We start from the raw sequence: 20,105 nt of genomic DNA on the forward strand, positions 1-20,105 counted from the left end.
GTTTCAGGGCAAACATCTCAAGTGAGCAATATCGTTCAAGATGCTCGGACATGATTGCGTTAGGCTTGCGGGTCAAGGAGATGCGTTATGACCCGCGTGCAGGAATTTTATCAAGGTGTTCGCGACATGTTGCCGATGCTGTTGGGCGCCATGCCGTTCGGCATCATCTACGGCAGCCTGGCGGTTGCTTCCGGTCTGAGCCCATGGCAAACCCTGGCAATGTCGGTGTTTGTTTTCGCCGGTTCAGCGCAGTTTATTGCAATTAGTCTGCTCAGCAGTGGCGTGGGTATCACTGTGCTGTTGCTGACTACTTTGGTGGTCAACCTGCGCCATGCGTTATACAGCGCGAGCTTGCAGCCCTTTGTGCGGCACTTGCCAGCGCGTTGGCGCATGAGCTTGGCTTTCTGGCTGACAGACGAGGCCTTTGCGGTGGTGCAGCACCGGTATGCCTTGCGTGATGAGTCGCCGAACAAACACTGGTATTTTCTCGGCGCTTCACTGGCGATGTACAGCAACTGGCTGCTGTGCACTGTCATTGGTTTGGTCTTCGGGCAGTCGGTGCCGAACCTGGCCGAGTGGGGGTTGGATTTTGCCATGCTCGCGACATTTATCGGGATTGTGGTGCCCATGCTGCGTAATCGCCCGCAAGTGGCAGCCGCCTTGGTCGCGGCGGCGGTTGCACTGGTCTGTCATGAGTTGCCTTATAAATTGGGGCTGATGGCCGCAGCATTTAGCGGGATTGTTGTCGGCGTGATTTTGGAGCGGCGCTCTGTGTTGCCAGAAGAGGAACTTGCGTGATGGAAAATTGGTTACTGATCCTCGGCATGGCAGTGATTACCTACAGCATTCGCTACAGCTTGTTTGCTATGCCCAATTTGAGTTTTCCGCCGCTGGTACGTCAAGGCCTGCACTATGTGCCGACTGCGGTGCTGACCGCCATTGTTGTGCCCGGCATGCTGCTGCCAGATGGGCAGAACTGGCAGTTTTCTCTGGATAATGCCTATCTGCTCGCGGGGTTGATCACCATTGCAATTGCAGCAGTTACCCGGCATTTGCTGGCAACTATTGGCGGTGGCTTGCTGGTGTTTTTCCTGTTGCGCTGGGCCATGGGGCAGTTGCAGATTTAACAGAAGCCCATCACTCACCCTGACGTAGGGTGTGACAACGCGAAGCTTGTCCACCGCGGGGCGCGAAACATCGGTGCCAAATGCTGGTGGAAGGGTGAAACGTCTTTCACCCTACCGGGCGAGGTTTACTAAACAAAAGAGCGCCCACGGCACTTTTTTAGTTAATCGCCTGCAAAAAAACGCTTTGGGTGTAGCTTTCGGCGGATGTGATGCAGTCAAATGCATAACAAATTCGCATTAGGTACATGGAAGATGACCCAACAATCGCAGTTTGCGTTGCTCGGCACCAAGCGGTTTTTACCGTTTTTTCTGACTCAGTTGCTCGGTGCTTTTAACGACAATATTTTCAAGCAATCACTGATTCTGGCAATTCTGTTCAAGCTGACTGTGGCTGCAGACCGCGATTTACTGGTTAATCTGTGCGCATTGCTATTTATTCTGCCGTTTTTTTTGTTCTCGGCACTCGGCGGGCAATTCGGCGAGAAATTTGATAAAGACTGGCTGATCCGCAAGATCAAGTTCGCTGAAATCATCATCATGCTGGCAGGTGCAGCCGGGGTTTTGCTGGGCAGCTTGCTGCTAATGTTGTTGGTGCTGTTTGCGATGGGGACTCAGTCGGCGCTATTTGGCCCGGTTAAATACTCAATTCTGCCGCAGCACTTGCAAGAGCGTGAGCTGATTGGTGGCAACGCGCTGGTTGAGATGGGCACTTTTCTGGCGATCCTCGCAGGCACCATCGGCGCCGGTGTGATCATGGCAAGTAGCAGCTACGCCAATATCGTCGCCGGGGCGGTGGTGAGCGTTGCGGTGCTGGGCTACCTGACCAGTTGCAAGATTCCCTCCGGGCCTGCGGCCTTGCCTGACCTGAAGATGGACTGGAATATCTTCCGCCAGTCCTGGACCACCATGAAAATTGGCTTGGGCCAAACCCCAGCCGTTTCACGTTCGCTGGTGGGCAACTCATGGTTCTGGTTTCTCGGCGCGGTGTACCTGACGCAGATCCCGGCATACGCGAAAGACTGGCTTTATGGCGATGAGAGCGTAGTGACCTTGATTCTCACTGTGTTTTCGCTGGGCATTGGTCTGGGCTCGATGCTCTGCGAAAAGATGTCGGGAGAAAAGGTCGAGATCGGTCTGGTGCCGTTTGGCTCTATTGGTCTGACCGTATTTGGGATTTTGCTTTGGTGGGTGTCTGGAGGCTTCCCTCAAGCCGCGCAGCCGCATGATTGGCTCGGTGTGCTGGGTCATGCTCAGGCATGGGCAATCATGGGTTCGATCATGGGGATTGGCCTGTTTGGTGGTTTTTATATCGTGCCGCTGTACGCGCTGATTCAGTCGCGCAGCGTTGAGAGTCAGCGGGCGCGAGTGATCGCTGCCAACAACATCCTTAATGCGTTGTTTATGGTGATCTCAGCGATCGTTTCGATTGCTTTTTTGACCTTGGCCGAGCTGTCGATTCCGCAGTTGTTCCTGGTCATCTCGCTGATGAACATTGCCGTCAACAGTTACATCTTCAAGATCGTTCCCGAGTTCAGCATGCGCTTTATGATCTGGCTGCTGAGCCATTCCATGTACCGCGTTGAACACAAGAACTTGAATGCAATTCCAGATGAAGGCGCGGCATTGCTGGTCTGCAATCATGTCTCGTTCGTAGACGCGCTGCTGATTGGCGGTGCTATTCGGCGTCCAGTGCGCTTTGTGATGTACTACAAAATCTATAATTTACCGGTGCTCAACTTTATCTTCCGCACTGCGGGAACTGTACCGATTGCAGGGCGTAATGAAGATCTGCTGATCTACGACGCTGCATTTAAGAAAATTGCGGAATATCTGCGTAATGGTGAAGTGGTGTGCATCTTCCCCGAAGGCAAGTTGACCACTGACGGTGAAATCAATGAGTTCAAGGGCGGCGTTGATCGCATTCTTGAGCAGACCCCGGTGCCGGTCATTCCGATTGCATTGCAGGGGTTGTGGGGGAGTTTCTTCAGTCGCGACCCGAACAAGGGGTTTTTAAAGCGCCTGTGGTCGCGCATTTGTCTGGTTGCAGGTTCGCCGATTGCCGCACAAGAAGCGAATCGCAGTTACCTGCAGGAGCAGGTTGCAGCGCTGCGTGGCGATATTCGTTGAGGCGATGAATCGTTTGCCAGCGCGGTGATTGTCGCCGCGCTGGCAAAGGTTGACGGGGTTAGTGGCTGAGCTTCAAACCCAGCAATCCACTGATGATCAAGACCACGCTGAGTATGCGCATCGGGGCCATTGACTCGCCGAACAGGATGATCCCGGCAATCACCGTGCCGATGGCGCCAATGCCGGTCCAGATCGCATAAGCGGTGCCCAACGGCAGGTCTTTCATGGCGATGCCGAGCAGCATCAGGCTTATCGCCATGGCGGCAATGGTTAGCGCGGTAGGTAAGGGGCGGGTAAAGCCGTCGGTGTACTTAAGGCCGACAGCCCAGCCAACTTCGAATAGGCCGGCGAAGAACAGAATGATCCAAGACATACAAACCTCCAGACGATATATAAACGTCGCTGGGGTCGTCCCCAATTAATGGACATACAGCCTGAGGTCGTCCTCATTGCGCAGCTAGTTTAACTGAGCTGAGCGGCGAAGCAACTCGCCGCAATATCCAAATATTTCTGATTTATTGGTTTTTCTCAGGCGCGTCATCTTTCATGCGTCGATAAATGCTGGCGACCAATGGCCCGGACAGGTTGTGCCAAACGCTGAACAACGCGCTCGGCACGGCGGCCAATGGTGAGAAATGCGCACTGGCCAGTGCAGCACCAAGCCCGGAGTTTTGCATGCCGACTTCAATTGACATGGTTTTGCGCTGCGCCAACGGCATGCCCATCACGCGTCCTGCGAAGTAGCCGAGCGCCAAGCCGATACCGTTATGCAGAATTACAACCGCCATGATCAACAGGCCAGACTCAGCAATCTTGGCCTGGCTCGCGGCAACCACGGCAGCCACGATCGCAACGATACTGACTACGGAGATTAGCGGTAACACATCGACCGCCAGTTTTACCCGCTCACCCAGCAGGCGCTGGACGATCAGGCCGAGAATGATTGGTAGCAGAACCATTTTCAGAATCGAGATAAACATTGCCATAAACGACACCGGCAACCACTGCGAGGCAAGCAGCCAGATCAGCGCTGGCGTCACCAGCGGAGCGAGCAGGGTAGTAACAGAGGTGATTGCAACCGACAGAGCAACATCGCCGCGGGCGAACCAGGTCATGACGTTGGAGGCAGTCCCGCCAGGGCAGCAGCCCACCAGAATCACGCCAACTGCAATTTCTGCAGGTAGATTCAGCAGTTTGCACAGCAGCCACGCCAGGCACGGCATGATCACAAATTGAGCGATAACCCCGGCGAAAACGCGAGCTGGGCGTCGGGCGACTTCACGGAAATCTTCGGTTTTCAGAGTCAGACCCATGCCGAACATGATCAGCCCCAGCAGCGGCACGATCCAAGCGGTGAGCGGTAAAAATACGCTTGGCAACATAAAGGCCAGGATTGCAAATAGCAGGACCCATAAAGCAAAGGTATTGCCGATAAAACGGCTCAGGCTAATCAATGCACGCATGTTGTTGATCCATTAAAAGGCAGAAGTGGTGGCCGATGCCTTGGGCATGTGCCGCTCTTATTTATTAGGAGACTTGCTTGTTATTGGGTGTTGCCGATGTAGCTGTGTAGCCAGCAGGATAGCTGGCGCTAGGATGCGTCAATAGAACGCATCCTAGCAGACAGGCTTAGAGACCTTGTGGAGTGTCTTCGCCGCCAAGGGCTTCAAACAGCGCTGGCAAGAACTCAACGAAGGTCAGCATCATCAAGGTGAAGCTGGCGTCGAGTTGGCCAAGGTTGTCATCACCGCCGTCTTGCTCTGCCTGCTCTTGCAGCAAGTCTTCAAAACGCAGGCGCTTAACGGTCAGCTTGTCATCGAGAATGAACGACAGTTTCTCTTGCCACGCCAGTGACAGCTGAGTGACTTGCTTGCCAGATTCCATGTGTAGCTGAATCTCATCGCTGGTCAGGTCCTGACGTTTGACCCGCACCACGCCGCCATCTTCATGGGTGTCGCGCAGTTCGCATTCATCAAGCACATAGAAGTCGTCGGCGCTTTTCTGGGTCTTGACCCAGTCGGTCATGGTTGCGGTCGGAGCAATCTTGACCGTCAATGGACGAACTGGCAGCGAGCCGATGGCTTCACGCAGAGTCGAAAGCAGGTCTTCAGCACGTTTAGGGCTGGATGCGTCTACCAGAATCAGGCCTTGAGCTGGGGCGATAGCTGCGAAGGTTGCTGACTTGCGGATGAACGCGCGGGGCAGGAAGGCCTGAACGATCTCATCTTTGATCTGATCGCGCTCCTTCTTGTAGACCTTACGCATTTGCTCAGCTCCGATCTCATCAACCTTATCTTTCACTGCGTCGCGCACCACGCTGCCCGGCAGGATGCGTTCTTCCTTGCGCGCAGCAATCAACAGGAAACCCTGACTGCTGTGAACCAGTGGCGCGTCTGCACCTTTGCCAAACGGTGCAACAAAACCGTAAGTGGTCAGTTCCTGACTAGCGCATGGGCGCGCCGGTTTGGCTGCGAGTGCGGCTTCCAGCGCATCTGCATCAAACGGCACATCTTGGGTGAGGCGATAAACCAGCAGGTTACGAAACCACATAGCAGGGTGACTCTCCATTAACGCAAAGCCGCCATTATTCCCGCCTAATCGTCTCAGGCCAACCCTGAGTGTAGGAATCGCTTTAAAAGTAGGTGAGTGGCGGCCATGCAAATCTATAAAGGTGTAAAGACATACGGCAGTAAGTCTGTCGCTTGGGCAACGTTTTAACGCAGGAGTGCCTGGCGCGGTAGCTTTTCAGGATTTATCTAAGCCTTTGCTGGATAAATAAAATTTATTTCTCAAAGGGGGTTGCCAAGGTGCGATTGGCTCTCTAGAATGCGCCCCACTTCGAGAGTGAAGGGTGATTAGCTCAGCTGGGAGAGCATCTGCCTTACAAGCAGAGGGTCGGCGGTTCGATCCCGTCATCACCCACCAAACTCGCTTTTTGAAGTTACGCGCAGCGGTAGTTCAGTTGGTTAGAATACCGGCCTGTCACGCCGGGGGTCGCGGGTTCGAGTCCCGTCCGCTGCGCCATTTTTTCCTCGCTTCACTCGTTATTCCCCCTCCTTGTAATACCTCTTAAAGATTTATCTCTTTCTCCTAAGATCGAATGTTTTCGTCGAATTTCGACTTAAATAGCTGAACTTATAAGCATTTTCCTAATCCTAAGCTGGTAGCCAGTGATCGTTGTGGCCTGCTAAGCTCGCGCTTTCACTCGAATGCCCTACGGGCGTGCACCGAACAAGGAATAAGCATGAAACAGCATCGTTTAGCAGCTGCGGTAGCCCTGGTAGGGCTGGTGCTCGCTGGTTGTGATTCGCAGACCAGCAGCGTGGAGCTGAAAACCCCAGCGCAAAAAGCTTCTTATGGTATCGGCCTGAACATGGGCAGAAGCCTGGCTCAAGAAGGTATGGACGATCTTGATTCGAAAGCAGTTGCTCTAGGCATTGAAGATGCAATCGGCAAAAAAGATCAGCGCCTGAAAGACGATGAGCTGGTTGAGGCATTTGCCTCGCTGCAAAAGCGTTCTGAAGAGCGTCTGGCCAAGCTGAGTGATGAGTCGAAAGCTGCTGGTAAGAAGTTCCTGGAAGAAAATGCCAAGCGCGATGGTGTTGTGACTACTGATTCTGGTCTGCAGTACGAAATCGTCAAGAAGTCTGACGGTGCGCAGCCGAAGCCAACTGATACCGTAACTGTTCACTACGAAGGCAAGCTGACTGACGGCACTGTTTTCGACAGCTCAATTGAGCGTGGTAGCCCGATTGATCTGCCAGTTAACGGCGTAATTCCGGGCTGGGTAGAAGGCCTGCAATTGATGCACGTTGGTGAGAAGGTCAAGCTGTATATCCCGAGTGAATTGGCTTACGGCGAACAAAGCCCAAGCCCGGCTATTCCAGCAAACTCGGTACTGGTTTTCGATCTGGAATTGATCGGCATCAAGGACCCGAAAGCTGAAGCTGCCGCTCCTGAAGCTCAAGCTGAAGAAGCACCAAAAGCTGAGTAATACATACTCGCTTAAACAACGCCCCGTTTCGACGGGGCGTTGTCGTTTCTGCGAGTCATAAACAGAACCAAAAAGCGACTCCCCGGTCTTAAAATGAAGGAAGTGCTCGGTGACTGTTACGGTTATGCACATTTATTAGGGGTTACATTTTTAGCAAATTCAGTATGCCTAAAAAAACCTTTTGATTTATATAACTTATTGAAATTAAAAGGTTTTATTTGCTGAGCAAAAAATGCCCGATCTGTAGACAAGCCGCATGAGCTGGGCGTTTGGTAAGCTAATCAAGTATTTGTTCACAAGGTTATCCACAGCTTTGGTGGATAACCCATTCCAGCCCTTATAAGACGCGGGTTGGCGAGGGAGGCACTATGAAAGCACCCTGGAATTTTTCGCGTTACCTCAAGCTTGCGCAAAATTTTTTAGGCAACGGAAGGCTGCCAGCTTTATTGGCCGCTACAACTAAAAAAATTACCCAGAAAGGCCCGGCACTGAGCGGTTTGAAGGAAGATTTAAACCTTCTGCAAAGCCTATGCATTGCTTGGTGGCGGGGCGAGTATCGCGCGATTAGTCACGAAGCGTTACTGGCGTTCGTGGGGGCATTGTTATACTTCGTAACACCGCTTGATGCGTTACCTGATTGGATCCTCGGTGTTGGTTTTGTTGATGACATCGCGGTACTGGCTTGGGTCTTGCGCAAATGGTCTGACGAGTTGCGCATGTTCCGTCTATGGCAATCACAGCAGCCTGCCGAAAAGCTCAAGCGCATTGAACATGTCCCTGATTCGCCGGTGCTTGAAATGGAAGAGCTCAAGCCCTGAGTAATGTCTGACTGGCCTCTCGATACCGGGCGCTTACTGCCCAGTATTGGTCAACGATTACCCGCCTGATACTTGTTCAATGGCGCCAAGCAGGCGCCGATCACGCTTATTCCCCGTCCAGGCTGCTAAGATGTTGATAAGCGAATGCAAATACTAGTCAGATGTCGCCCTGTTTCATGAACATCTGTATTGCATTGGTAAATTAGCGGGTGGAGAGTTGAACATGAGTGTGCAAGTTATCTCACGTGACGGTGAGCCTGAATATGCGGTAATCCCTTGGGCGCAGTATCAAGCGTTGTTGCAAGCCGCAGGGACCGCTCAGGCAGTCGCTGCACCAAGGTCTGACGATGTCCCCGCTATCAGTAAATTGAGCGCTCTGCGCGAAGCCAAGGGCCTCGATGTTGATGCACTGGCGCGTGCCGTGGGGATTAGCCCACATTACCTGAAAATGATTGAAAGCGGCGAGCGCGAACCTGATGCGGCGATTCAGCGGGCACTGGCTTGGAATCTGGGTGTAGAGGGCTGGGAGTCAGACTCTTGAGTGTGCGAATTACTCGACAACACTATGACGCTTTACTGGTCGCTCTGGATGATGCACGGCGCCAGCGCCACCTCCTGACCTATCGCGCATTGATCGAGCGTTTGGCGTTACCGCCGCCAGCAATGCAGACGCTTACCGCCGCTCTCGAGCACTTGGCGGCCTTGGATGCCAAAGCCGATCGTCCACTGCGCAGCTCCCTCGTCATTAGCCAAGGAGCTAGCCGCCTGCCACGTACCGGTTATTTTGATTGCGTGACTCGCCTTGGGCGCTTCAGTGGTGCGACTGATGGCGTGGCTGCTGCATCCTGGCATGCCTCTGAGGTGGCGCGGGTATTTGAGTTTGATTACCCGACGGAGGACTAAATGCTACACAAACTGCGTGCCCGGTTCAGCTACTGGTTAGCCCGACGCTTGTTTCATTGGCCGTGGATGGTCAAGCAGCCGCGTGGCTGGCAGTGGCTCGAAGGGCAGTTTGCACGTATGGCCAATTTGGGTGACGTTGAGGCGCAGAGCTTCTACGGGCATATTCTGTTGTTTCGCGGTCAGGGCTTAGGCGCGCGTGAGGAGGGTGAGCGTTTGTTGCGGTTGGCGGCAACCGCGGGTGACGCCAAGGCGGCTTATCAGGTCGGACTGTTGTCCCTCAAAGGCGGTACTCGCCAAGCTCCTGATGCCAGCCAGACTGCACATTGGTGGGCGTTGGCGGCAGCGGCTGGCCACCCGCTGGCTGCGCAGCGATTGTCAGAGTTATACCGCGATGGTGCGCCCGGTCTACCTGCCGACCCCGTGCAAGCTGAGCACTTCGCTATGCGCGCAGAATCACTCGGCTTATAAGCCGCTAATTACTTCGCTGAATGCGCTGGTTAACAGGCTCGCAATCACTTCTTATTGAGCTTTCCAGCGCTTGGCGCTGTACGCAAGCTGTTGGCGCAAGGTTTCGAGGGAAGCGGACAACTCAAATGTCAGTAGCACGTAACCGCCCATACCCGATGCGGCGGCAGCTTCCAGTGCTAGCATCTTTTCGGGTTTGTGATCAGATTCATTCAGCATTTTGGCTGAGTCCAGACGCAGGGCGCGTGCCATCCCCAGAAACAACACTCTGATGCGTTTGTTCTCAGGTGCCAAGGTCGACTGCAGTAATTCCAGACCTTTAGTATCCCCAGCCTCTGGGCGCGTGTGCGCAAGTATTTCCAAGGTGCTGATGCACATGCGCAGGCTACGCTGAATGGCGTCCAGTCGAGTCATCGAGACATGCATTTCCTTCGATGCAGATGGCATCAGCGAACGTTGCTCAACCATGCGTTTATTCAGGCGGTTGAGCAGCTTTTGGTGCTCGTCATCAGTCACCGGCAAGCCGGTGATAATGCGCCGGTGAATGGTCGCGCAATCGCGCAGTGCGCCCGCCAAGTTGTAGCGCCACGAGTAAAAGGCGTACAGCGGCAGAGCGAAGGAAAACACCAGCGCCAAGGCAATGCCAATGAGAATATTGACCCCGCGCCATATGCCGTCACTGACCGGGTTCTCGCCATGGCCGGCGACAACAAACAAGGTGATGGCTGCCAGCAGTGCTGTATAGCCGCCTTTGCCAATTGCGTGGTAGGCAAAGAAGCCGCAGCAGATGGACATCAACACATAGGTGAGCCCGGCTAGATCCATGTAATTGTGCTGGAGAACCAAGAGCAAACCCAGGCCTGCACCGATCAGGGTGCCGACCGCACGCTCGGCTGCTTTTCTACGGATATTGCCGTGGTGCTGAAGGCCGCCGATTACCACGAGCATGGTCACTGACGCCCACTCGCCGTGAGGTAGGTTGAGTCCGCTGGTAAGCAGGATCGATGTCAGCAGGCCTACCGAAATGCGTGCAGAATGAATCAGCCGGGCATTGCGGTAACGCCGGTAAGGGTCAGTGATGGGTCTGGCGATTTTGCGCATCAATGCGCTGATAAAGGATGTGCGCAAGTTACCGGCCTTGGTGAGAGTCTTTCGCTGGTCATGACAATTATGCAGGTCGTCAGCCAGGCTCGCACCGATAATCTTAACGTAAGCCGTCAGCGTCTCGCAGCTAGGTTGTGACTAATTGCTCAGGAACCTCTGAAAAACTACTGCGCTTCGCTACCTTTTCAGAGGCTTCTTAGGCCTTGGCCTCAGGCAGATAATTTTTGTGTGTCGATCAGGTGCAGGCTGTAGCCGGGAATTGCCTTGGCATGATGTTTGGCTTCTGAGGCCAAGGCGGCAAGTTGACTGGCATCCATATCTGCAGTGTGTTGCGGGGTAATCTGCACGATACCTATCGAAATTGACAGCAACGCAAACTCTTGGCGGTTGCCGTGACGATCGTGCGAAACAAAGCAGCCGGCATTTAAATCTTCCTCGCGATAAAAGCGTCTGCATTGACTCTGAAAGGTTTCAAACATGCGGCTCAGTTGTTCGCGCCATTGCTCTGAACTCAAGACCAAAAGAAAGTCATCGCCGCCAATGTGGCCAACAAAGTCGCGGGTTGGATCGACACACTCGCTTAGGCATTGCGCCAGATAAAGCAAAACTTCATCGCCCTTGGCATAGCCGTATAAATCGTTGAATGGTTTGAAATTATCAATGTCCACGTAGCAAACCACAGCGGGTCTGGCTTGTTGCAGCAGGCGTGTGAGGCATTGCTGGATGGGGACATTGCCGGGCAACATGGTCAGTGGATTGGCGTGCTTGGCTTGCTGGATTTTCAATTCGGTAATTAGCTTGAGCACATCAATCACCCGGCCAAGCCCTTGGTAGCGGCCGTTGAGGGTGATGATGAAGTCTTCCTCAATACGCTGTCGTGCCCGGCTGGTGAGCAAGCGACTGACTTTTTGCAACGACTGGCTGACTTCGACACTGAGGAAGTCCGTACTCATCAAACGGCTAATGGGTTTGCGGGCGAACAGCTCGGTGGCAAAGGGTTTGAGCAGGGCGTCGGCAAACGCTTGGCGGTGAACGATACCAACAGGCTGTTTCTGTTCATCAAGCACTGCTAGTGAATTTAGGTTGGCTTGCAGACGAAAAGCTTCAAGCACCGCAGCCGTTGGCGTGTTGATGGTCACCGCCGGCTGTTCATTGAGCAGGGCGCATAGATCTCCTTCTTCCTCGCTGAGCGTGGCGGGAGAGTTGAGCAGTTTAGATAGTAATACCCGTGCATCCCGTGGCGGATGTTCTTGTGGCCGGCAGAGTAGATAACCTTGAAGCAGGTCAACACCCATTTCGGAAAGTACCGCGAGTTCCTCTTCAAGCTCGATACCTTCGGCAATCACCGTTGCGCGTGATGCCTGAGCCATTTTAAGGATTGAGCCGACAAACTCGCGTTTAACCGAATCAAGGTGGATGCCGTCGATAAAGTGGCGATCAATTTTAACGTAGTCAGGTCTTAACTCTGACCACAAGCGCAGGCTCGAATAACCTGCGCCGAGGTCGTCCAGCGCAATTGAAAACCCCATCGCGCGATAGTGATGCAAGGCGGTGTGGAGCAATGAGAAGTCTTCAGTTGGAGTGTGCTCGGTCAGTTCGATCACCACATTGTTGGGTGATATGCCGAATGCCTGAAGAAGTTGCAGAGTGCGCCCCGGGCGGTGATTTGCCTCGAGCAGTGAGTCGGGGGAAACATTGAGGAACAGCTTGCCTTCAAGCTTTTGCTGGCTGAAACTTTTGCAGGCGCTCTTACGGCAAGCCAACTCCAGTTCGCTGAGGCGACTGGCTTGGCGCGCAACGCTAAATAGATTAACCGGTGAGTGCAGGGCGCTATTGGATGGGCCACGGGACAGCGCTTCGTAACCGATGATGCGTCGTTCGGATAGCGAGGCAATAGGTTGAAAAAGGCTATGCAAGTCGCCGTGAGCCAGGATGTGCTCCAAGGCGCTCAACTGCTCGGGGACGGTCATTTAGAGTCTCAGTGTCAGAAAAAACAAAAGGGCTGACGGTGCTGTCAGCCCTTTGATTTTGCGACAAATTAATGACTCTTTAATGACAGCTGGAATTACCGCGAAGGGCAAAACTCAACCCTGCTCAAGCTCAGTTTCGAGCTTGAGCAGGAGTGGGTCATTTTTTAACCAGCGCAGAGGTCAGGTTCAGGTAGTCGAGCAGAATCTGCCCGGCTTCGCTGAGGAAGGCATCATCTTCGGGCTTGGTTTTCTTGTCCGGGTCGGGAACTGCCTCTTCATCGACTTCTTTGAGCTTGGTTAGCGGCTCTTCGCCTTTGGACTTGCGCAGCTTGTTCTCGATGGCCAGTTGCTCGCCCTCGATTTGCTTGTGCTGTGCACGGCGCGTGACTTCATTGAGGCTCACCTTGGTTTCTTTCATGAGCTTTTGCGCAAGCGCTAGGCGTTCACGAGAGAAGGTGAAGTCAGGATTTTGCGCAGTACGTTCCTCATAGTGCTCTTTGAGGCGCGCCAAGTAAGGTTTGAACGGGTCACGCTCAGGCTTGATGGCTGGGCTGATGGTGTCCCAAGGCATGGCTTCAGGCAGAGCGCTTTCGCCAATTTCTTTGGTGTCCATTACATCCGGGTAAGCAATATCAGGCAGTACTCCCTGGTTTTGTGTGCTTTGACCAGAAACCCGATAGAACTTAGCCAGGGTTAGCTTTAGCTCGCCGTGGTTAAGTGGCTGAATCGTCTGCACGGTGCCTTTACCGAAGGTCTGGCCGCCGATAATCAAGGCGCGGTGATAGTCCTGCATAGCGCCCGCAAAAATCTCCGAGGCTGAGGCAGACAGGCGATTAACCAGCAATATCATTGGCCCTTTGTAGAAAATGCCCGGGTTTTCATCGTTGAGCACATCAACCCGGCCGTCGCTGTTGCGCACCAACACTGTCGGGCCTTGATCGATAAACAGGCCAGTCAGTTCGGTGGCTTCTTGCAGAGAGCCACCGCCGTTGTTACGCAGGTCTATAACTACGCCATCTACTTTTTCTTTGTTCAGTTCGGTCAGCACACGCTTAACGTCGCGCGTGGTGCTCTTGTAGTTCGGGTCGCCAGCACGGAATGCTTTGAAGTCGAGATAAAATGCAGGGATTTCAATGACGCCAAGCTTGTAGTCACGACCATCGTGCTTGAGCTTGAGGATCTTTTTTTGCACTGCCTGATCTTCAAGTTTGACCGCTTCACGGATGATGGTGACGGTCTTGCTGGTCTGGTCATTCGGCGCGTTGCTCGCCGGAATCACGTCGAGGCGAACCTTCGAGCCTTTAGGGCCACGAATCAGCTTAACCACCTCGTCCAGACGCCAGCCGATGACATCAACCATTTCGTCATCGCCTTGGGCGACGCCAATGATTTTATCCGCAGGGGAAATTTGCTTGCTCTTTTCGGCAGGGCCGGCCGGAACCAGGCGCACGACTTTGACGTTGTCATTGTCGCTTTGCAGAACGGCACCAATACCTTCGAGCGACAGACTCATGTTGATGTCGAAGTTTTCCGCGTTATCCGGTGACAGATAAGAGGTATGCGGATCGTAAGACATCGCAAAAGCGTTGATGTAGGTCTGGAAGATATCTTCGCTACGGGTTTGATCAAGACGAACCAGTTGGCGCTTGTAGCGTTTGACCAGCGTTTCTTGAATGGTCTTGGTATCTTTGCCCGCAATCTTCTGGCGTAACACTTCATCTTTGACCTGGCGACGCCACAGGTTTTGTAGCGCTGCTTCGTCTTTGACCCACGGTGATTTCTCACGGTCGAGAGTCAGTTCTTCATCGACGCTGTAGTCGATCTTATCTACGCCTTTTTCAAGCATTGCCAAGGCGTAGTTAAGACGACTTTTCAGGCGCTGAAGGTGGCGTTTGTACATGACAAAGCCAGGCTCAAGATTGCCGCCCTTTAGAAAGTCATCGAACTGATCTTTCCACTTGTCGAACTCAGCGATATCGGCTTCAGTGAAGTAACTGCGCTGAGGGTCGAGCATCTTCAAGTAGCCGGCGTAGATGATTTCCGAGCGGGCATCATCGAGCGGGGGCTTGCTGTAGTGGTGGCGCTTTAGCAGCTCCACAACGTTGAGACTTGCAATGACTTGTTCGCGATCAGGCGTCAAATAATCCCAGCTATGATCGCTGGTGGTCTTTGCTGCCAAAGGCAATGCACTCAATCCGAGGGCAAGGGCGAGGGTGGCGCTGATAAATGAACGCTTCATGCTGATTCGACGTAGGGGCTGTTGATAAAGCATATTAGGCCATCTTTAAGGGCGCCGAGTTCTAACGGCGCAATGCAAAAGCCCGACAGTCGTGCCGGGCTCGGTTCAATTGCACTATGGAGGCAGCGTGAAGTCATTGCAAGGCGTTGAAGGTCGCACTGAGTGGTTAGATACGACAACCCCATCATGCGATGTGGGTGAAATTCGCATAAAAGTGGCTGCTGCAGGGCTCAATCGAGCTGATCTACTGCAGCGTGCAGGCCTTTATCCGCCGCCCCCTGGAGCCAGTACCGCGCTCGGGCTAGAGTGCTCAGGGGTGATTACTGAAGTCGGTGCGGGCAGTGACTGGCAAGTAGGCGATCGAGTTTGCGCGTTACTGGCCGGTGGCGGTATGGCTGAAGAAGTTGTGGTTGACGGTCGCCATGCCTTGGCTGTACCTGAAGGCATTTCCCTGCACGAGGCCGCGGCTATACCTGAAGTGTATGCGACCGCTTGGCTCAACTTATTTCAATTAGCCGCGCTTAAACCGGGAGAAAAAGTACTGTTGCACGCTGGCGCCAGCGGTGTTGGTTCAGCGGCAATCCAACTGTGTAAGGCCTTTGGTAGCCCTTGCTGGGTGAGTGTAGGTTCGGCTGATCGCTTGACTTATTGCGAGTCACTGGGTGCTCAGGGCGGTGTTTTGCGCGGTGATGAAGGACCACAGGCTTTGCGTGACTTTGCCCCCTTTGATGTGATTCTCGATCCGGTCGGCGGCAAATATGCGGGGCTGAACCTTGAATTGCTGGGGTTGGATGGTCGTTGGGTGAATATTGGCCTGATGGGCGGGCGCAAGGCTGAGCTGGATATGGCGCTGCTGTTAAGTAAGCGCGTGCAGCTCGTGGGATCGACTTTGCGCAGTCGCGATGACCAGTTCAAGGCCGATCTGATGAGTGATCTTTTGCAGCAGGTTTGGCCATTGTTTGGCGAAGGGCGGCTTAGCCCGCAGTTGGTACGCAGTTTCCCGATTGCGGACGCTGAAGCTGCGTTTGCCGAACTGGCGGGTAATCAAGTAAATGGCAAATTGGTATTGGTGATTGATCCAAGCCTCGCCTGATCATCGTTCAGTCCGGTAATGCTGTTTGGCTGACGCTGGTTATAGTCTGCTGCAGGCCATTAGCTGGATATGAAGGGATAAGGTGGGTTTTTCGGCAATCGAAGGCTCACCTTATCTCTATGTTTTTAAAAGATTTAACTATGGTTCGATTGAGTGTCTCAATCAGCACTATGGGGTCAATCAATAAGACCTTTCAGGATTCAGTGGGTACTCTTTGCAGGGTAAATTTTCAACCCTCCCAAGGAGTTCATCGATGTCTTATATCAATAGCGAAGTTAAGCCGTTCAACGCCACTGCCTATCACAACGGCGCATTCGTTGAAGTCAGTGAAGCCAACCTGAAAGGCAAGTGGTCGGTCGTATTCTTCTACCCAGCCGATTTCACTTTCGTCTGCCCAACCGAGTTGGGTGACCTGGCTGATAACTACGCTGAGTTCCAGAAGCTGAATGTTGAGATCTACGGTGTATCGACTGACACCCACTTCACACACAAAGCCTGGCACGACACCTCTGACACCATCGGCAAAATCCAGTACCCACTGATTGGTGACCCAACTGGCACCATCACTCGCAACTTCGGTGTGATGATCGAAGAAGCCGGTTTGGCTGATCGCGGCACTTTCGTCATCGATCCAGAAGGCAAAATCCAGATTGTTGAAGTCAACGCCGGTGGCATTGGCCGTGATGCACAAGAACTGCTGCGCAAAGTAAAAGCCGCTCAGTACGTTGCTGCACACCCAGGCGAAGTTTGCCCGGCTAAGTGGAAAGAAGGCGAAGCTACTCTGGCGCCATCGCTGGATCTGGTCGGCAAAATCTAAATCTGCTGTTGAGTCGCCAGCTAACTGGCTGGCGCTTTCAATGGCAGGTGGAGGCTGAGGTGTATAGGCGCCTCAGGCTTCTAGACAAAGCTGGCAAGTGTATTGAAACGCATAAGCGCCTGGGCGCAATCCGTCCGGGCGTTTTTGTCTCTGAAATTCGTAATAAGGGAAGTCATATCATGTTGGACGCCAATCTGAAAAACCAGTTGAAGGCCTATCTGGAAAAGGTTACCCAGCCGTTCGAGATCGTCGCGTCCCTTGATGACAGCGATAAATCCCGTGAATTGCATGGCTTGCTTGAAGATATTCGCAGCCTTAGCGACAAAATTACCTTGAAGACCGATGGCGTCGATGCACGCACGCCGTCGTTCTCGTTAAATCGCCCTGGCGCTGATATCAGCTTGCGCTTTGCCGGTATCCCAATGGGGCACGAATTCACCTCGCTGGTGCTGGCGCTGCTGCAAGTCGGTGGGCATCCATCGAAGCTGGCCGCCGATGTAATTGAGCAGATCAAAGCCATTGAGGGCGATTTCGCCTTTGAAACCTATTACTCACTGTCATGCCAGAACTGCCCGGATGTTGTGCAGGCGCTGAACTTGATGGCGGTGCTTAACCCGAATATTCGCCACGTAGCAATCGACGGAGCGCTGTTCCAGGCGGAAGTTGAAGAACGCCAGGTTATGTCGGTGCCAAGCATTTACCTCAATGGTGAGTTGTTTGCACAGGGGCGTATGGATGCTGAGCAGATTCTGGCCAAGATCGACACCGGTGCGGTTGCACGTGACGCTGAAAAAATCAGCAGCAAAGATGCCTTTGACGTATTGGTTGTAGGCGGTGGCCCCGCTGGTGCTGCAGCAGCCATTTATGCGGCGCGTAAAGGCATTCGAACCGGTGTTGCGGCCGAGCGTTTCGGCGGTCAGGTGCTCGACACCATGGCCATCGAAAACTTTATCTCGGTGCAGGAAACAGACGGCCCGAAAATGGCCCGCGCCCTGGAAGAGCACGTTCGCCAGTACGACGTCGATATCATCAATCTGCAACGCGCCAGTGCCTTGATTCCGGCCAGTGCAGCGGGTGGCTTGCATGAGGTTAAATTTGACAGTGGCGCATCGCTTAAAGCCAAGACGGTGATTCTCGCCACTGGCGCGCGCTGGAGAGAGATGAATGTGCCCGGTGAGCAGCAGTATCGCGGCCGTGGCGTCGCTTATTGCCCGCACTGTGATGGCCCGCTGTTCAAAGGCAAGCGCGTGGCTGTGATCGGCGGAGGTAACTCCGGTGTCGAGGCGGCGATTGATCTAGCTGGTATTGTTGCTCATGTCACCTTGATCGAGTTCGACAGCCAGTTGCGCGCCGATGCGGTGTTGCAGAAAAAACTCGCCAGTTTGGCCAACGTGACTGTGATCAAGAGCGCCTTGACCACCGAAGTACTGGGTGATGGCCAGAAGGTCAACGCCCTGGTTTACAAGGATCGCAACACTGATGAGTTGGTGACTGTTGAGCTGGAAGGTATCTTCGTGCAAATCGGCCTGCTGCCAAACAGTGACTGGCTCAAAGGCGCGATCGAGTTGTCACCACGCGGTGAAATCATCGTTGACGCTAAAGGCCAGAGCAACGTCCCCGGTATTTTTGCCGCAGGTGACGTGACCACGGTGCCTTACAAGCAAATCGTCATCGCCGTGGGTGAGGGCGCCAAGGCTTCATTAAGTGCTTTCGATCACTTGATTCGCAGCGTTTAAACAACGCTGGCAACGCCATACAAAGCGGGTAACCAGAAGTGGTTACCCGCTTTTTTGTGTGCCTGGATTTTGCTTGGGTCGCGCCGTGCTTGGCGAATAATTTGGCTGCCGGCATCGCATGGGTTGTGCTTTAGCTAGGCTTGCTTCGTTGTGCTTGCTTTTGTGTTGGTTAATTTAAATTATAGGCTTAATATAAATATAAAATTATGATCATAATATAAAACGCGAGATAGTCACTCCATCGGCTCGATCGCAGCCACTTCAAACTGAGGAAGCAGCAATGAATCAACCTACGAACAAAGGCACTGCCTTGATCACTGGCGCATCCTCAGGGATTGGTGCCACCTATGCACAGCGTCTGGCTGCACGCGGTTATGACTTGCTGTTGGTGGCGCGTGACCAGCAACGGCTCGATGCGCTTGCTGCAACCCTGCGCCAGGAATCTGGGGTTAAGGTTGAGGTGCTCAGGGCTGATCTGACTGACAACGCTGATCTGCAGCGTGTCGAGCAGCGTTTGCGCACGGACTCAAGTATCAGCATGTTGGTCAACAATGCCGGTGTTGCGATCAATGGCACCTTGGCTGAGGGTGACTCGGCCAAGGTCGATACCTTGATTCAGTTGAATATTGTGGCCCTGACTCACCTGTCTGCGGCAGCGGCGGCAAGCTTTGGCGCGGCAGGGCGCGGCTCAATCATCAATCTCGCTTCAGTGGTTGCATTGATTCCCGAGATGTTCAACGCGGTCTACAGTGCCAGCAAGGCCTATGTGCTGAGCCTCACTCAAACCATGCAGGCGGAAGTCGGTAAGGTTGGGGTGCAGATCCAGGCGGTATTGCCCGGGGTTACCCGTACCGAAATCTGGGAACGCTCAGGTATGGATGCTGCTGCCTTGCCTCCGGAGATGATCATGGAAGTGGGCGATATGGTAGACGCTGCTCTGGCAGGTTTTGACCAGGGCGAGCTGGTGACTATTCCATCGCTTCCGGACGCGGCAGACTGGCAGGCACTGGTCACTGCGCGGACCAAGCTGGGACCGAACCTGTCGCGCAATCAGGCGGCTGCCCGTTACAAATAGCTTGATATGCTTGAGCTGGCTTCTACGCCGAGCTAGCTCAAGCGCTTTGTTTGCGCTGCTCAATAGGCAAGGATCAATCGGCTTCAACCTGCTCCAGCAACTGTTGGCGCGCGGTTTTAAGCAGCCGTTCTGATAGCTTGGGATCACTGACACTGCGCGCCAGAACCAACGCGCCGATCACCGCAGAAAGCAGAATCACGCTTTGTTCGGCAGCATTGTCGCCAGACAGACAACCTTCGATGGATTTCAGGCGTTTTTCCACCAGTTGATCGGTAACCGGGCTGGGCTGGCCGCGCTGTCCAAGCTCCGCTGACATGGTTGGCAGTGGGCAACCCTCTCCCGGATTGGCGCAATGGGCGCTGGACAGATAACCACGAATAAATGTGGCCAGCGGCTCTTCACTGGCGAACAGCTGTTGCGTACGCCCGCTGAGCTGCTCGGCGCTATGGGCCAGTGCAGTTTCAACCAATTCATCCTTGGACTTGAAGTGCGCATAAAAGCCGCCGTGAGTCAGGCCCAGGGTTTTCATCAAAGGTTGCAATCCGGTCGCACCAATGCCGTCACGGCGAAACAGACGAGCTGCTTCTTCAATGATGCGCTGATGGGTTTTGGCCTTGTGATCGTCTGAGTAACGCAT

The 20,105-nt window shown here is 53.7% G+C and carries 19 protein-coding genes and 2 tRNA genes; 14 read left to right on the plus strand and 7 right to left on the minus strand.

The genetic code is table 11. The annotated features are described in order from the left end of the window. Positions 1-87: 87 nt before the first annotated feature. The 3 genes from ACN0UH_RS16395 (at position 88) to ACN0UH_RS16405 (ending at position 3,254) form a co-directional block, all read left to right on the plus strand. On the plus strand, positions 88-798 hold the full coding sequence (locus ACN0UH_RS16395; RefSeq protein ID WP_417663057.1) for an AzlC family ABC transporter permease: 711 nt from the start codon (positions 88-90) through the stop codon (positions 796-798). After that, complete coding sequence (locus tag ACN0UH_RS16400) at positions 798-1,127, plus strand: AzlD domain-containing protein (RefSeq protein ID WP_417663058.1); 330 nt, start codon at positions 798-800, stop codon at positions 1,125-1,127. The genes ACN0UH_RS16395 and ACN0UH_RS16400 overlap by 1 nt, the downstream gene beginning before the upstream one ends. 252 nt (positions 1,128-1,379) lie before the next feature. Next, positions 1,380-3,254, plus strand: a complete 1,875-nt coding sequence (locus tag ACN0UH_RS16405) for an MFS transporter (RefSeq protein WP_417663059.1) — start codon at positions 1,380-1,382, stop codon at positions 3,252-3,254. Between the two features lie 58 nt (positions 3,255-3,312). Here the strand turns inward: ACN0UH_RS16405 and sugE are convergent, their stop codons facing one another. The 3 genes from sugE to rdgC all read right to left on the minus strand — a co-directional run bounded on the left by sugE (position 3,313) and on the right by rdgC (position 5,804). After that, entirely contained in the window at positions 3,313-3,627 is a 315-nt protein-coding gene (sugE, locus tag ACN0UH_RS16410; protein ID WP_417663060.1) for a quaternary ammonium compound efflux SMR transporter SugE, read from the minus strand. 142 nt (positions 3,628-3,769) lie between these two features. Continuing rightward, the gene (locus tag ACN0UH_RS16415) at positions 3,770-4,717 is read right to left on the minus strand and encodes a bile acid:sodium symporter family protein (protein WP_417663061.1); all 948 of its coding nucleotides are present in this window, start codon (positions 4,715-4,717) and stop codon (positions 3,770-3,772) included. 166 nt (positions 4,718-4,883) lie between these two features. After that, entirely contained in the window at positions 4,884-5,804 is a 921-nt protein-coding gene (rdgC, locus tag ACN0UH_RS16420) for a recombination-associated protein RdgC (protein ID WP_417663062.1), read from the minus strand. A 299-nt stretch (positions 5,805-6,103) separates the two neighbouring features. On the opposite strand from rdgC, the gene ACN0UH_RS16425 reads away from it, so the two are divergent. The 7 genes from ACN0UH_RS16425 (at position 6,104) to ACN0UH_RS16455 (ending at position 9,437) form a co-directional block, all read left to right on the plus strand. Further along, positions 6,104-6,179 (plus strand) — tRNA-Val (locus ACN0UH_RS16425). A 22-nt stretch (positions 6,180-6,201) separates the two neighbouring features. Continuing rightward, positions 6,202-6,278: transfer RNA gene (locus ACN0UH_RS16430), tRNA-Asp, on the plus strand. 220 nt (positions 6,279-6,498) lie between these two features. Then, positions 6,499-7,248 (plus strand): FKBP-type peptidyl-prolyl cis-trans isomerase, encoded by a 750-nt coding sequence (locus tag ACN0UH_RS16435; RefSeq protein ID WP_417663063.1) that lies wholly within the window; start codon positions 6,499-6,501, stop codon positions 7,246-7,248. Positions 7,249-7,616: 368 nt separating this feature from the next. Continuing rightward, a complete protein-coding gene (locus ACN0UH_RS16440) occupies positions 7,617-8,066 on the plus strand; it encodes a YkvA family protein (RefSeq protein WP_417663064.1) in 450 nt (149 codons plus the stop codon). Positions 8,067-8,289: 223 nt separating this feature from the next. After that, positions 8,290-8,607: a helix-turn-helix domain-containing protein gene (locus tag ACN0UH_RS16445; RefSeq protein WP_417663065.1), complete on the plus strand. Its 318-nt coding sequence runs from the start codon at positions 8,290-8,292 to the stop codon at positions 8,605-8,607. After that, positions 8,604-8,969, plus strand: a complete 366-nt coding sequence (locus ACN0UH_RS16450) for a hypothetical protein (RefSeq protein ID WP_417663066.1) — start codon at positions 8,604-8,606, stop codon at positions 8,967-8,969. The genes ACN0UH_RS16445 and ACN0UH_RS16450 overlap by 4 nt, the downstream gene beginning before the upstream one ends. Then, positions 8,970-9,437, plus strand: a complete 468-nt coding sequence (locus ACN0UH_RS16455) for a sel1 repeat family protein (protein WP_417663067.1) — start codon at positions 8,970-8,972, stop codon at positions 9,435-9,437. A gap of 51 nt (positions 9,438-9,488) precedes the next feature. Here ACN0UH_RS16455 and ACN0UH_RS16460 read toward each other — a convergent pair whose 3' ends face one another. From ACN0UH_RS16460 to ACN0UH_RS16470, 3 genes are all read right to left on the minus strand, one after another. Next, positions 9,489-10,535 (minus strand): FUSC family protein, encoded by a 1,047-nt coding sequence (locus ACN0UH_RS16460; RefSeq protein WP_417663091.1) that lies wholly within the window; start codon positions 10,533-10,535, stop codon positions 9,489-9,491. 212 nt (positions 10,536-10,747) lie between these two features. Next, positions 10,748-12,508: a bifunctional diguanylate cyclase/phosphodiesterase gene (locus ACN0UH_RS16465; RefSeq protein ID WP_417663068.1), complete on the minus strand. Its 1,761-nt coding sequence runs from the start codon at positions 12,506-12,508 to the stop codon at positions 10,748-10,750. A gap of 157 nt (positions 12,509-12,665) precedes the next feature. After that, positions 12,666-14,747: a carboxy terminal-processing peptidase gene (locus tag ACN0UH_RS16470; RefSeq protein ID WP_417663069.1), complete on the minus strand. Its 2,082-nt coding sequence runs from the start codon at positions 14,745-14,747 to the stop codon at positions 12,666-12,668. 127 nt (positions 14,748-14,874) lie between these two features. Here ACN0UH_RS16470 and ACN0UH_RS16475 point away from each other — a divergent pair, with 127 nt between their 5' ends. From ACN0UH_RS16475 to ACN0UH_RS16490, 4 genes are all read left to right on the plus strand, one after another. Next, the gene (locus ACN0UH_RS16475) at positions 14,875-15,840 is read left to right on the plus strand and encodes an NAD(P)H-quinone oxidoreductase (RefSeq protein ID WP_417663070.1); all 966 of its coding nucleotides are present in this window, start codon (positions 14,875-14,877) and stop codon (positions 15,838-15,840) included. Positions 15,841-16,093: 253 nt separating this feature from the next. Further along, complete coding sequence (gene ahpC / locus ACN0UH_RS16480; RefSeq protein ID WP_087516284.1) at positions 16,094-16,657, plus strand: alkyl hydroperoxide reductase subunit C; 564 nt, start codon at positions 16,094-16,096, stop codon at positions 16,655-16,657. Between the two features lie 179 nt (positions 16,658-16,836). Then, positions 16,837-18,393 (plus strand): alkyl hydroperoxide reductase subunit F, encoded by a 1,557-nt coding sequence (gene ahpF / locus ACN0UH_RS16485; RefSeq protein ID WP_087516285.1) that lies wholly within the window; start codon positions 16,837-16,839, stop codon positions 18,391-18,393. A gap of 280 nt (positions 18,394-18,673) precedes the next feature. Then, positions 18,674-19,468 carry an SDR family NAD(P)-dependent oxidoreductase gene (locus tag ACN0UH_RS16490; RefSeq protein WP_417663071.1) on the plus strand — a complete coding sequence of 265 codons (795 nt, stop codon included), beginning with the start codon at positions 18,674-18,676 and terminating at the stop codon, positions 19,466-19,468. Between the two features lie 73 nt (positions 19,469-19,541). On the opposite strand, the gene ACN0UH_RS16495 is transcribed toward ACN0UH_RS16490, so the two are convergent. Then, a complete protein-coding gene (locus ACN0UH_RS16495) occupies positions 19,542-20,105 on the minus strand; it encodes a TetR/AcrR family transcriptional regulator (protein ID WP_417663072.1) in 564 nt (187 codons plus the stop codon).

This window comes from Pseudomonas sp., from assembly GCF_048265905.1.
Taxonomy (GTDB): Bacteria; Pseudomonadota; Gammaproteobacteria; order Pseudomonadales; family Pseudomonadaceae; genus Aquipseudomonas.

Excerpts from the sequence above, each read along its gene's own strand:
- rdgC (WP_417663062.1), bottom strand. The coding sequence starts at position 5,804 with ATGTGGTTTCGTAACCTGCTGGTTTATCGCCTCACCCAAGATGTGCCG.
- ACN0UH_RS16460 (WP_417663091.1), bottom strand. The coding sequence starts at position 10,535 with ATGCGCAAAATCGCCAGACCCATCACTGACCCTTACCGGCGTTACCGC.
- sugE (WP_417663060.1), bottom strand. The coding sequence starts at position 3,627 with ATGTCTTGGATCATTCTGTTCTTCGCCGGCCTATTCGAAGTTGGCTGG.
- ACN0UH_RS16490 (WP_417663071.1), top strand. The coding sequence starts at position 18,674 with ATGAATCAACCTACGAACAAAGGCACTGCCTTGATCACTGGCGCATCC.
- ACN0UH_RS16440 (WP_417663064.1), top strand. The coding sequence starts at position 7,617 with ATGAAAGCACCCTGGAATTTTTCGCGTTACCTCAAGCTTGCGCAAAAT.
- ACN0UH_RS16395 (WP_417663057.1), top strand. The coding sequence starts at position 88 with ATGACCCGCGTGCAGGAATTTTATCAAGGTGTTCGCGACATGTTGCCG.
- ACN0UH_RS16405 (WP_417663059.1), top strand. The coding sequence starts at position 1,380 with ATGACCCAACAATCGCAGTTTGCGTTGCTCGGCACCAAGCGGTTTTTA.
- ACN0UH_RS16435 (WP_417663063.1), top strand. The coding sequence starts at position 6,499 with ATGAAACAGCATCGTTTAGCAGCTGCGGTAGCCCTGGTAGGGCTGGTG.
- ACN0UH_RS16415 (WP_417663061.1), bottom strand. The coding sequence starts at position 4,717 with ATGCGTGCATTGATTAGCCTGAGCCGTTTTATCGGCAATACCTTTGCT.
- ACN0UH_RS16495 (WP_417663072.1), bottom strand. The coding sequence starts at position 20,105 with ATGCGTTACTCAGACGATCACAAGGCCAAAACCCATCAGCGCATCATT.
- ahpF (WP_087516285.1), top strand. The coding sequence starts at position 16,837 with ATGTTGGACGCCAATCTGAAAAACCAGTTGAAGGCCTATCTGGAAAAG.
- ACN0UH_RS16465 (WP_417663068.1), bottom strand. The coding sequence starts at position 12,508 with ATGACCGTCCCCGAGCAGTTGAGCGCCTTGGAGCACATCCTGGCTCAC.
- ACN0UH_RS16470 (WP_417663069.1), bottom strand. The coding sequence starts at position 14,747 with ATGAAGCGTTCATTTATCAGCGCCACCCTCGCCCTTGCCCTCGGATTG.
- ACN0UH_RS16400 (WP_417663058.1), top strand. The coding sequence starts at position 798 with ATGGAAAATTGGTTACTGATCCTCGGCATGGCAGTGATTACCTACAGC.
- ahpC (WP_087516284.1), top strand. The coding sequence starts at position 16,094 with ATGTCTTATATCAATAGCGAAGTTAAGCCGTTCAACGCCACTGCCTAT.
- ACN0UH_RS16445 (WP_417663065.1), top strand. The coding sequence starts at position 8,290 with ATGAGTGTGCAAGTTATCTCACGTGACGGTGAGCCTGAATATGCGGTA.
- ACN0UH_RS16455 (WP_417663067.1), top strand. The coding sequence starts at position 8,970 with ATGCTACACAAACTGCGTGCCCGGTTCAGCTACTGGTTAGCCCGACGC.